Origin of the sequence: Microvirga zambiensis WSM3693 (assembly GCF_016735695.1) — a bacterium.
Classification (GTDB): Bacteria; Pseudomonadota; Alphaproteobacteria; order Rhizobiales; family Beijerinckiaceae; genus Microvirga; species Microvirga zambiensis.
The window spans coordinates 1-10,349 of sequence record NZ_JAERQD010000116.1 but is presented as its reverse complement, the minus strand read 5'-3'; the positions used below and the strand labels follow the sequence as shown (position 1 = coordinate 10,349).

The following is a 10,349-nucleotide window of genomic DNA, read 5'->3' as shown; positions in this document are numbered from 1 at the left end:
ACCTCCCGTCCAAAGAGTGAATCACAACTCCAGCCCGCGCAGAAGCCGAAGAGTCCTATTTCGGGTCCGACGCTCTAGCGCCTCAGAGATATTGTGCTGGCAATGCGTTTGGCGCTCTACGTCAGCATCAGCGAGTTGCGGGACATGAACGGCAATGCGCGAGCAGGTATTGCCAAGCCTATTTTCCGACACATCTCGTGGCCCACTCCTGTTCATCATTGATTTCAGGGCCAGGACCCCGTCGCTTAAGGCTTCCTACCCGTTTTACTTCAGCGGCCGAAGCTGCCCTCGAACCCGCATCAGATGACCCTCAACGGCGCGCCTGCGGTCCATCAGTCGGCTCAACTCGGCCAAGAATGACTGCTCATCCCGAGCGGCTTGAGCGACTTCTCGGGCGTCTTTGCTGAAGCGCTGCCGCTGCGTGGCATGCGCGACCTCCCTGCTGAGCCTTTCGCATGCGACTGCGACGCGATGGAGTTCAGCAATCAACTCTGGCTCACTCATCTGGTCCAAGCCAACCATGGCGCAACGACATTCACCAGCACCGAAGGCACTGCCGTTTCTGCGGTCGGCCGGCTTCCGGTGATCTGCCGAGGAGGCCGGCTAGGTCGGATCTGAAGACCAGTAATCGCGCACCTGCTGCCCGTACTCTGGCCAGGAGAACGGCTCCTCGCCCGCCTGATAGCTAGGGGCTCCCATCAGACGCTCTTTGTCGGCATCAATGACATAGCCCTTTTTGTTGGTGTCATAGGTGAGCGCATTCCAGGGCAGCGGATGATACTTCTGACCGATGCCGAGAAATCCGCCAAAGCTCATGATGGCATAAGCCACCTCGCCCGAGCGCTTGCCCACCATGAAGTTGTAGACTTCGCCGAGCTTCTCACCTTGGCGGTTGTACACCACCGTGCCCTCGACCTTGTTGGAGGCAATCAGGTCCGTGGTTTCATCCATCTCCACCGAGCCTTCGGCGCGTGACCGGCCCTGCCGACCGAAGAAGTGGCTGCTGTCAGCTGTCTGCGAGGACCTGCGCGTCGGAGGGCTGCTCCAAGTTGATTTGCGCACTGTCGTAGCTGTCATATACCCAACAGCGCCGCCGAGAAGAATGCTGAGCAGCACGATGCTGTCCTCGAAGAACAGATCAGCCCGCCGGCGTCTGCGGAGCTCTTCGCTAACGTTCCGTCGTACGCCAGCATGGGTGTCCAGATCATGCGTTAGGTAGGGTGGCTGGCTCAAAGCTCCTGTACGAGATGACCGGGGCTCAGCTCTCATACGTTCCTGCGAACTGCCGGCCTGATAGGTGTCGACCATGGACGTTTCCTCCTGGGAATGGATAAGCCGTCGTCCAGCCCTGCTGGTTAAACCCAGCGCGCAGCCGATGGTTCGGATGGTCCGGCTGAGCAGAGGCTCGGGCGATCCACGGTTCCCGAAGCGATCTTCAAGAATGAAAGCCACTGCCTCGGAGCCTCACTCAGCACATTCAGTAAACGTACGGTACGCCGTTTTGATCTTGCGCAGGGTTTCCTTGAGCTTCAGGGCCAGAGTGGCCGGGAACTGAAGCATCAGAACCCCAATCGCCTGCGCGGTCTTGTCCGCATTGCTTGCAAGGGCGGCTCGGAACCTCCGGCTCGGTCGTCACTTAACCTGGATTAATAAAATCAAGAATGGGTCGCCTCGCGGCCGAACTTAGGGATGATTGCCCTCGAGAATCAATCGCCAGTGGACGTCAGACGAGTAGACGCCTGCCAAGCACGGGTACTGCCCGAGTACTTCAGCGTCATGCGTGTGCGTTTTCGACAAGCGACATAACCGTGTCACACGCTATGGGCCAAGCTGAGGCTTGGATCCTTCAATTCGATAGCAAGTGAGGGACAATGACAGCAACCAGACGATACAGCCAAGCCCCACCGGACAAGGCGAACGAACTCTTCGACAAGCTTCTTGCCACGTCCGACAATGCGGTAAAAACTCGCGAGCGGCTCCTGGCCGACTTGAAGGAGGAGCTGGAGCTTCTCGCTACCCTCCAGGAGGAGCATCTGTTTCCCGTGCTGACCCGACACGGCATGCAGGAGCTGGTGCGAGAGGCCACCACCGACAACCAGCAGACGGCGGCGCTCCTCAGCGAACTGGAGCGCCTGCCGAAGAACAATTCTGAGTTCCTCGGCCGGATAGCGGAGCTCAGAGGCGCCTTCCAGCAGCACATCCGGGACGACCGGAAAGAACTGCTTCCCGCCGTGCTCAAGGTGCTGACTGACGAGGAAGCCAACGCCATCGCCGAGACAGTGGAGGATGAAATGGCCAGCATTGACGAGATGAAGCGCGCCGACACGCGACGCGCCCGTGAGCAGGGCGAAGCCGTTCAGCGGGTCACCGACGATGTGGCCGACACATTGCGCGCGGGTGTGGAAAGCGCCCAGACCATGGCTCAGGCCATGCAGGAGGCGGTCTCCAACAGCTTCAACGCCTTCACGGAGCTCACCCGCCGCTCCACTGGACAGACCCTGCCGATGGGAAGCCGGCCAGAGGGTGAGCTCCAGGGGCTGACGGAGGAGGCTGCCCACAACCTGCGCGCCGTGGCCCAGTCCAGCATGGCCCTAGCCCGTGGGCTCCAGGAGGTGTCGCGCGAGGTGGTCACCCGCAGCCAGCAGCGCCTGCAACGCAATCTCGATGGCTTGCAGGCTCTGGCCCACTGCCGCTCGATGACGGACTTCGTCGAGGTGCAGAGTTCGCTGCTGCGGGACAATCTGGAGCAGACAATGGAGAACAGCCGGCGCCTCGCTGAGCTCACGCTCCAGATGACCGACGAGGCTGCCAAGACCGTGACCGTGCAGGCTGAGAAAACGGCCCAGCGCTTCAACCGAGCGGCCTGAGCCTCACGTTGAGCTTTGAGAACTAAGCTCCCGGCTCTTGGGTCGGGAGCCCTGCCATCACAAACCGGCCGGCGCTTTATCGCCTCAGGCGGTCAAATCTCCATGGATCGGCTCGACCTGCCATTCGAACTGTGTCGAGCATGCAGGGATCCGCGTTCCAGCTCCACAAGATCGTCGAACAAGTATCCAGCCGCTTCGGGATCGTGTTTGTTGACTTCGAACAGGGGCAGAAACGCATGCTCAAGCATTCCGGTCACTGGTACGCCCAGGTCGCGGCGACCAATCGGTTTCCTGAATGGAGTTCACAAACACGGAATGAGCACCGCTCTTTCGGTCACGCTCCCGACGTCTCCGTTGGTCTCAGCTCTGAAGGATCAAGAAGAGGTCGGAGGTGACGTACAACGCCAAACTGCACCCAAAGGAGTAGCTGGCACAGCAGAACGAATGTTGATGCTGACGGTTGATTCCATAGCAGTGCAGGTAAGGCGGGATGCTCCCGCCGCGGTAACGAGTTTCAAGAAGGCTAGTCATGCCTCGCTACTACATCGATGTTCGCAGCCACTTCGCGACGAACGAGGATCCGAATGGTGTCGAGTTGCCGGACATCGCCGCGGCCAAAGCCGAGGCCCTGAAGCGAGGCGCGGGGCAGCTTGATGATTGGGCTAGGCTACCATCCACGTACTTGAGTGCCATCGTGATCGAGATTGTCGATGAGGATCTCCATCCGGTCCTGGCCATTCCCTACATGGACATCGCCGTGCAGGAGCCATCGATGAGCTAAGCTTTGCGTGGCTGCTCAGTCCTACCGAAGCATCGATGGCTGAGTTACGCTGTCCATACCAGGTTGACCGCGGCAGCCCGCATTAAGCTCTCGCACTCGGCCGAGCCCTTCCGGAACAGAAATACGGTCGACGGTACATACGCCGCCATCTGGAGGAACTCACTTTTTCAGTTCTCGAACTCTGCCGAGGAGATGTGACCGCTTGTCAGGTACTCAGGAGAGCTGATGGCGGGAGGTTCCTCACTGTAAAGCCCTCCAGCCTGTGAGCGCCTAGCCAATGACGGCGACCGGGAATCGAGCACATAGCGTGGCCCACAGTCCGCTGTCACGCGGGAACCGACAGATCCGCCTAACCTCGACCCTCTCTAACGGCTACAGTTCATGGATGATTATATCGGTTTCTCGTTCTGTCCCTCGTCGAGAAGGCTTGGGGAGTCCTGAGCCTCGCGCTCCACGATCGCGCGCTGCTTGCGCACGATGACAGGCACCTCTACAGCCTCGGTCTCAATGCGGCGCCGGATGTGCAGCTCCTCCTTGAGGACGAGGCGTTTCTCGACCACGAGCACCTCCTCCAGCACCGGCACGATCGTGACGTCACCGTCGGTCCGGATCCCGGGCGCGGTCTCGACCACCCTGTCGATGGGCACACGGGTGACCTCAACGTTCTCCCGCTGCACGGACGCGTGCGCCAGTTCCTCGACGGTATCGGTGACTGTCCGCACCCGCACGTGCCCGGTCACGACCTGCCGCTTGCCGATGATGGCACTCTCCTCGACGACAGGGATGATCTCCTCCGCGACGGTTCGAGGATCGCTCCTCAGCGCATCATCAAGGACAGGCGCCTGCTCCTCGCCATCCAGGCGCATGCTCGGGTTTGGGATGGGGTCGGCCATCGATCCTCTCAAGGTCAGCGACAACCAACGGGCGCTGGGAAGGGGAGTTCCCAGCTCTGACGAAGGACCAGGGCCATCGTTCGAGAGCAGCCGCACCGGCTTCTTCCGCGGGAACAGCTTCCTGCTCGCAAGCCTGGCACTCGGAACCGTCACCGGGGTCGCACATTGAGCCCCTACGCGTTTGACACAGAGGAGAAGCACTTTGATACGCCTCGGCTTTGCAACTCTGGCCGTCCTGTCGGCCCTGACCACGGCAGCGATGGCTCAGACCTCGGCGACACCGCCGACGAACAACAGTGGCTCGTCCAATCCTGCCGTCACCCACAAGCCGGCTGACAGCCCGCAGATGACGGGCGCGGTCGAGCCGGGCGCCAACAGCTTCACCGAAGCGCAGGCGCGCTCCCGCCTGGAGGCGCAGGGCTTCAGCAACGTCACTGAACTGCGCAAGGACGATCAGGGCATCTGGCGCGGCAAGGCCCAGCGCGACGGTAAGTCCGCCAGCGTGGCCATCGACTACAAGGGCAGCATCCAGACTCAGTAAGCCCAATCTCGATCAGCCATTCCGTGCAGTAACCAGGGTAGGTCGCGTGACCGCACCCTTTTCGGGAAAGTACAACAGACATGACAAACAAGACCCTCACATCTTTCTTTGACCGCTACGAGGATGCCTCGGAGGCGGTCCGCCGCCTGGAGGCCGCCGGCGTTCCGCGCAGTGACATCAGCCTGATCGCCAGCAACGAGGGTGACCGCTACTCGTCGCATGCCAGCCGCACCTTCGATGGCACGAACCATCATGATGACGATGTCAGCGACGGCGCCGGAACGGGTGCTACGGTCGGCACGCTCGCCGGCGGCGGAGCGGGACTTCTTGCCGGCCTCGGCATGCTCGCCATCCCGGGGCTTGGTCCTGTGGTGGCCGCGGGATGGTTGGTGTCCACTCTCGTTGGCGCTGGAGCCGGCGCGGCCATTGGTGGACTGACGGGTGCGCTTGTTGACGCGGGCGTAGACGAGAACGATGCCCATGCCTATGCCGAGGGCATCCGCCGCGGCGGGGCGCTGGTGACGGTGCGTGCTTCCGATGCGGAGGTCGACCGGATTGTCGATATCCTCGACGACGAAGGCACGGTCGACTTCGATGAACGCGAGACCACCTGGCGCTCCGAGGGCTGGACCGGCGCCAGTGGCACGGGTGCAATCGCAACGACTGGGCTAACGGATCGTTCGTCGTCCAGGGCTCGCGACAGCGACGAGGTGATCCCGGTCGCCGAGGAGAAGCTGCACGTCGGCAAGCGCGAGGTGAACCGCGGGCGTGTGCGTCTTCACTCGCGCGTGATCGAGCGTCCGGTGCAGGAGCAGGTCACCCTGCGCGAGGAGCGCGTCGACGTGGAACGCCGCCGAGTATCAGGCTCGACGCAGGCAGGCGCCCTCGGCGATCCCTTCCAGGAGCGCACCATCGAAGTCGAGGAACGCGGCGAAGAAGCCGTTGTCTCGAAGGAAGCCCGTGTCGTCGAAGAAGTGGTCGTGCGCAAGCAAGCCGACCAGCGCACCGAGACGATCTCCGACACCGTGCGCAAGACCGAGGTCGACGTCGAGGATGAGCGTGGCAACACCGTCTCGCGGACCGGCACCACGGGCAACCCGAGCGGCCGCACCCGCTGACGGTATTGGGAAGCCCGGCCAAGCCGGGCTTCCCTCCCCGATATAGGCTTCGTTCCTGGGTTCATCATTAGGACGTAACACGGCGCGGAACAGGAGATTGCGATGGGACTCCTCGACTCGATCCTGGGGAACATGATGGGCGCAGGAGGTGACCCGACGCAGGGGCGAGGCGGAGCGACCTCGCCAATCGTGAGGGCGCTCATGATGCTGCTGGCGGCCAAGGCCTTCCAACACTACCGCTCCGGTTCGCAGGGTGGCTCTCCGGGCGGCGGGCTCGGAGACATCCTAGGTGGCCAGGACGGCCTTAGCGGTATGCTCGGCGGTCAGGGCGGCGGTCTTGGCGGCGGGGTGTCCGGTGGCCTCGGCAGCGCCCTTCCAGGAGGCCTCGGGGGCTTGCTGGGTGGGCTGCTCGGCGGCGGTGCTGGCCGCGGCCTAGGTGGGTTGTTCGACCAGTTCCGCCAGAACGGCTACGGCGACCACGTCGACTCGTGGGTGAGCCCAGGTCAGAACCGACGCATCGCCCCGGATGAACTCTCGCAGGCGCTTGGGCCGAACACGCTCGAGGAGTTGGAGCAGCAGACCGGACTACCGCGCCAGCAACTCCTGTCCGAACTGTCGGAGGAACTGCCTGATGCGGTCGACCAGTTCACCCCTGACGGTCGCCTGCCGACGGAGCGGGAGGTCTCGTCCCGCTGGGTCTGAGCGGCCCGATCACCGCAAGGACTGAAGTATCCGGGCCCTTGCAGCGGGAGGAACGCGGGCTTGGGGCCAACGTTGATCTGTAGCCCTTTGTGGCTGGGAGAGGAACATGATGCTCAATAGGCTTTACGCTTCGACGATCGTGACACTCACTGCGGTGAACGAGTCCCTCGCCCAAGCCACGCCGCCTGCGACGCCCGGCTCGCCCGCCGCACCCGCAACAACCGATGGCGGCGCCTCCTGGCTGTGGATTATCATCGGCCTGGCGATCATTGCCGGCCTCGTCTGGTACTTCATGCGTGGGCGGTCACGGACGACCACGACCGGTACCTCGGCTAGCTCTGGGACGACCACGGGCCGCACCAACGTGTACGACAACGACAGCCGCAAGTAGTCGGCATCCTCAAGAGGAAGTGCCTCGAAGCCGACCCGCACAGATCATGACTGATGCGGCCTCCCCTGGGCTGTTGGTGCGGGCGTAGAGCCTCGGAGGCTGGGGTGCCGGGAGGGGGGGGACTGCCGTCTCCCGCAGGGACGTGCGCTGTGTCCAGCATTGCCATGCCTCCCTGAACTCCTGCCGCCGCCCTGGCGGTGATCGTGGGACGTTGCGCCCAATCCCGCACAGGCCCTGCTCATGCCAAGCAAAAAGGCCTGCCGTAGATGATGATCACGCGCGTGAAGCCCTCATCCACATTACACTCAAAGCTCCGTACTCCGTCTGATGGCCTGGGGAGGAACGTTGATGAGGATGGGCGGTTGTGTCCCTGCGGAGGCAACCTGCTTTCGGGCAGGTCTCCTTGACCGGCTTCCGCGGCCTGGGCCCCGTTCAAATGCTGGAACGGGGCTCCTTGTCTTCAAGGCCGCCTTTCCTGGAACCCGTGCCCCTCGGATCGGTTGATGACGTTCACCGGACGGGAGCAGAACATGCAGGCATGGTGGCTGACGGCATTGGGCTTGGCGGCGGGGCTGTGCACGAGCATGAGCTTCGTGCCGCAGGTGCTCAAGGCTTGGCGCGAGGGCGATACCGAGGCGATTTCGAAGCGCATGTACGTGGCCTCGCTGATCGCCTACGGGCTCTGGATCGTGCACGGGGTGATGATCGCCAGCCTGCCCGTGATCCTGTTCAACGCGCTCAACGTCGTCTTCGCCGGTCTCATCCTAGTGCTGAAGCTGCGGAGCCTCAAGGCAGCGGGAGCGCGCTGACCCATGGAGGTATCCCTCGCCACCGTGATTGGATCGGCCGCCGGCTGCATCGGCCTCTACAGCCTCATCCCACAGGTCGTGAAATGCTGCCGGACCGGTGACGTCGCGGCGATCTCCCTGCGCATGTTCGCGGTGCGCACCTTCGGGCTGCTGCTCTGGACGCTGTACGGGTTCGCTCTCGGCAGCTTGCCCGTGCTGATCTTCAGTGCGCTTGGCCTGGTGCTGAGCTCGGTCATCCTGGTGCTGAAGATTCGCGGCTCCCGCATGCAACACGCTGGCGAGGACTGCCGCCAGGACCCGCCGCAAGGGGGAGCAGATACGGCCGAAGCCGTTGCCCGCTGAGTCCCGGGCCACGGTGCCCATCGCCGGTTCGTTCACCAGCACATCTCGACTGCCCGGTCGTACTCGCTGTCCGCCAAGCCATTTTGGGCGGCTGCTCGGATGGCCTCGGGCATACTGAGACACTTGGCGAGGATGATCTCACTGCTGACCACAGACCGCCGATCGGCCAGCTCACCAATTAGTTGCTCAACGCTCCGCCCCTGCAAGACAGGTTAAGATATCGCGATCGAAGGATATAACGAAGGCCAAGCTTAGGCACACCTGCCTACTATTCTGTTGGGTTCGGATCCTTCCGGTCGAACTCGGAATCGATGCACTCCGCGTGGGAAAGCTGTCGGTCGACGGATTCCCGCTGCCTGAGGCAGCCGCGGAGGAATTGCGGCCATGCCGGAACCTTTATGGCGCGGTGGCGGACAAGCTGAGAGCCTGGGTTTGCGCGAGGGCCGGGGCAGCCCCGAGGACCAACGCCACCGCGGCGGCCGTAGAAAGCAAGGTATGACGCACTGAACCTTCTCTTTTAGATCCAATGTGGACTGGGCTAACGAAGCGTGGCGTCATCCGTTCCGGCATCCCGCCCCTCCCTCAGCGGGAACCTCGGCCGTCGGCAGGGCTTGACGGCTCGGACATGCAAGCACTCTTCACCTATACCTTCCTCACGCGGGGCTGGCCGGTCTGGGCCCGATATCTGGGCGCGACGCTGGTCGTCCTGATCATGCTGGTGCTGCGCATCGGCCTCAGCGCGTACCTGCCGGCATTCCCCTTCCTGCTGTTCTTCATGGCCATCATCGTCAACGCCGTCCTGTTCAACCGCGGCAGCGGCTTCTACACAGTCGCTCTGAGCGCCGTGCTGGCGGACTACTTCTTCCTTGAGCCGGTCGGGAGCCTTAGGATTGAGGATCATCGGGCCACCCTTGGCCTCATCCTGTACCTCATGATCGGGTTCACTACAGCAGGAATCATTGAGGCCCTGCACACCACCGCCCACAGCCTTACCCGGGCGAACAAGCGGCTCGCGGCCGCCGAGCAGGAGAAGGATCTTCTCCTGCGGGAGGCCGGCCACCGGATGAAGAACGACCTCATGATGCTGACGGCTCTGGTGCGGCTCCAAGAGCGGGTGGTGCACGACCCATCAGCGAGGTCGGCCTTGACCTCCACCGCCGACCGCATCCACGTCCTCAGCCGGGTGCAGGAGCGCCTGCGGCTGGGCCAGGGTACCAGCGCGGTAGTCAACGTCGCCGACTTCATCACCGAGCTCTGCGACGACTTGAAGGCCGCGCTGGTGGATCTTCGGCCGATCGCGATTACCGTGCGGGCAGAGCGTCATCTACTGCCACAGGAGCGCATCGTCCCCGTCGGGCTGATAATCAATGAGCTGCTGACGAACAGCCTCAAGTACGCCTTCCCCGGCGAACGCGGCGGAACGATCACCGTCGATTTCAGCCGTGGGGGAGACACCTTCAGGGTTGCCGTCGCCGATGACGGGGTTGGATTGCCGCCGGAGAGCCGGCCGGGACCTTCATCGGGTCTGGGGACGCGCCTTATCCGCTCCATGGCCACCCAACTCGGTGGCACTGTCACCATCGAATCCGATGGGGACGGCACCGGCACAAGCTTGGTTGTCCGATTTCCTGTGGACCCCTGAAGCGTTCCTGCCGCGCACGCTCGCGCCGAAGGGTTCGACAGCGCTTTCGAAAGCACGACATCGTTGTATCGCGCGACTTTTTGATGGCGCGCATCTGCCAAGTGCAACTTGGCTTCGCTCTTCATCTGAGCCAGGCTCGATCCAAGGCAAAGACAGTTCTGAGGACTGCTTTGGGTCATCCGAAGAAATGATCCACCCCCATTGAATTGGTCCACCTTGAAGTATGTCTTGAGGCAGACAGGAGGACCCAAATGCCGAGAAAA

At 62.7% G+C, this 10,349-nt stretch carries 13 protein-coding genes and 1 pseudogene; 11 read left to right on the top strand and 3 right to left on the bottom strand.

Going from position 1 to position 10,349, the window contains the following annotated elements; genetic code table 11:
- Positions 1 to 378: 378 nt before the first annotated feature.
- Positions 379 to 618, top strand: a complete 240-nt coding sequence (locus JKL46_RS33250) for a hypothetical protein (RefSeq protein ID WP_201842634.1) — start codon at positions 379 to 381, stop codon at positions 616 to 618.
- Here the strand turns inward: JKL46_RS33250 and JKL46_RS36090 are convergent.
- On the bottom strand, positions 604 to 1,308 hold the full coding sequence (locus tag JKL46_RS36090) for a PRC-barrel domain-containing protein (RefSeq protein WP_246529706.1): 705 nt from the start codon (positions 1,306 to 1,308) through the stop codon (positions 604 to 606). The two genes, JKL46_RS33250 and JKL46_RS36090, sit on opposite strands and share 15 nt — an antisense overlap.
- Before the next feature lie 563 nt (positions 1,309 to 1,871).
- On the opposite strand from JKL46_RS36090, the gene JKL46_RS33240 reads away from it, so the two are divergent.
- The 3 genes from JKL46_RS33240 (at position 1,872) to JKL46_RS33230 (ending at position 3,648) form a co-directional block, all read left to right on the top strand.
- Entirely contained in the window at positions 1,872 to 2,867 is a 996-nt protein-coding gene (locus tag JKL46_RS33240; protein ID WP_201842632.1) for a phasin family protein, read from the top strand.
- A gap of 140 nt (positions 2,868 to 3,007) precedes the next feature.
- Positions 3,008 to 3,262 carry a family 1 glycosylhydrolase gene (locus tag JKL46_RS37120; protein ID WP_201842630.1) on the top strand — a complete coding sequence of 85 codons (255 nt, stop codon included), beginning with the start codon at positions 3,008 to 3,010 and terminating at the stop codon, positions 3,260 to 3,262.
- A gap of 134 nt (positions 3,263 to 3,396) precedes the next feature.
- Positions 3,397 to 3,648, top strand: coding sequence for a DUF6894 family protein (locus JKL46_RS33230; RefSeq protein ID WP_201842629.1), 252 nt, complete (start codon positions 3,397 to 3,399; stop codon positions 3,646 to 3,648).
- A 44-nt stretch (positions 3,649 to 3,692) separates the two neighbouring features.
- On the opposite strand, the pseudogene JKL46_RS36755 reads toward JKL46_RS33230, so the two are convergent.
- Positions 3,693 to 3,803: pseudogene (locus JKL46_RS36755) on the bottom strand (hypothetical protein); the annotation flags it as partial.
- 234 nt (positions 3,804 to 4,037) lie between these two features.
- Positions 4,038 to 4,541, bottom strand: a complete 504-nt coding sequence (locus JKL46_RS33225; RefSeq protein ID WP_201842627.1) for a YsnF/AvaK domain-containing protein — start codon at positions 4,539 to 4,541, stop codon at positions 4,038 to 4,040.
- A 202-nt stretch (positions 4,542 to 4,743) separates the two neighbouring features.
- On the opposite strand from JKL46_RS33225, the gene JKL46_RS33220 reads away from it, so the two are divergent.
- From JKL46_RS33220 to JKL46_RS33190, 7 genes are all read left to right on the top strand, one after another.
- Positions 4,744 to 5,082: a PepSY domain-containing protein gene (locus JKL46_RS33220; RefSeq protein WP_201842625.1), complete on the top strand. Its 339-nt coding sequence runs from the start codon at positions 4,744 to 4,746 to the stop codon at positions 5,080 to 5,082.
- A gap of 80 nt (positions 5,083 to 5,162) precedes the next feature.
- Positions 5,163 to 6,200, top strand: coding sequence for a YsnF/AvaK domain-containing protein (locus JKL46_RS33215; protein WP_246529705.1), 1,038 nt, complete (start codon positions 5,163 to 5,165; stop codon positions 6,198 to 6,200).
- Between the two features lie 102 nt (positions 6,201 to 6,302).
- Complete coding sequence (locus tag JKL46_RS33210) at positions 6,303 to 6,902, top strand: YidB family protein (protein ID WP_201842622.1); 600 nt, start codon at positions 6,303 to 6,305, stop codon at positions 6,900 to 6,902.
- 106 nt (positions 6,903 to 7,008) lie between these two features.
- Entirely contained in the window at positions 7,009 to 7,293 is a 285-nt protein-coding gene (locus JKL46_RS33205; RefSeq protein WP_201842620.1) for a hypothetical protein, read from the top strand.
- A gap of 503 nt (positions 7,294 to 7,796) precedes the next feature.
- The gene (locus JKL46_RS33200) at positions 7,797 to 8,102 is read left to right on the top strand and encodes a SemiSWEET family sugar transporter (protein ID WP_246529704.1); all 306 of its coding nucleotides are present in this window, start codon (positions 7,797 to 7,799) and stop codon (positions 8,100 to 8,102) included.
- Between the two features lie 3 nt (positions 8,103 to 8,105).
- A complete protein-coding gene (locus JKL46_RS33195; protein WP_201842618.1) occupies positions 8,106 to 8,444 on the top strand; it encodes a SemiSWEET family sugar transporter in 339 nt (112 codons plus the stop codon).
- 625 nt (positions 8,445 to 9,069) lie between these two features.
- Positions 9,070 to 10,086 (top strand): sensor histidine kinase, encoded by a 1,017-nt coding sequence (locus tag JKL46_RS33190; RefSeq protein ID WP_201842616.1) that lies wholly within the window; start codon positions 9,070 to 9,072, stop codon positions 10,084 to 10,086.
- Positions 10,087 to 10,349: the final 263 nt, after the last annotated feature.

Bases quoted from the DNA above. Each gene is read 5' to 3' on its own strand.
- JKL46_RS33210 (WP_201842622.1), top strand. From the start codon at position 6,303: ATGGGACTCCTCGACTCGATCCTGGGGAACATGATGGGCGCAGGAGGT.
- JKL46_RS33230 (WP_201842629.1), top strand. From the start codon at position 3,397: ATGCCTCGCTACTACATCGATGTTCGCAGCCACTTCGCGACGAACGAG.
- JKL46_RS33195 (WP_201842618.1), top strand. From the start codon at position 8,106: ATGGAGGTATCCCTCGCCACCGTGATTGGATCGGCCGCCGGCTGCATC.
- JKL46_RS37120 (WP_201842630.1), top strand. From the start codon at position 3,008: ATGCAGGGATCCGCGTTCCAGCTCCACAAGATCGTCGAACAAGTATCC.
- JKL46_RS33205 (WP_201842620.1), top strand. From the start codon at position 7,009: ATGATGCTCAATAGGCTTTACGCTTCGACGATCGTGACACTCACTGCG.
- JKL46_RS36090 (WP_246529706.1), bottom strand. From the start codon at position 1,308: ATGGTCGACACCTATCAGGCCGGCAGTTCGCAGGAACGTATGAGAGCT.
- JKL46_RS33215 (WP_246529705.1), top strand. From the start codon at position 5,163: ATGACAAACAAGACCCTCACATCTTTCTTTGACCGCTACGAGGATGCC.
- JKL46_RS33200 (WP_246529704.1), top strand. From the start codon at position 7,797: ATGACGTTCACCGGACGGGAGCAGAACATGCAGGCATGGTGGCTGACG.
- JKL46_RS33225 (WP_201842627.1), bottom strand. From the start codon at position 4,541: ATGGCCGACCCCATCCCAAACCCGAGCATGCGCCTGGATGGCGAGGAG.
- JKL46_RS33190 (WP_201842616.1), top strand. From the start codon at position 9,070: ATGCAAGCACTCTTCACCTATACCTTCCTCACGCGGGGCTGGCCGGTC.
- JKL46_RS33240 (WP_201842632.1), top strand. From the start codon at position 1,872: ATGACAGCAACCAGACGATACAGCCAAGCCCCACCGGACAAGGCGAAC.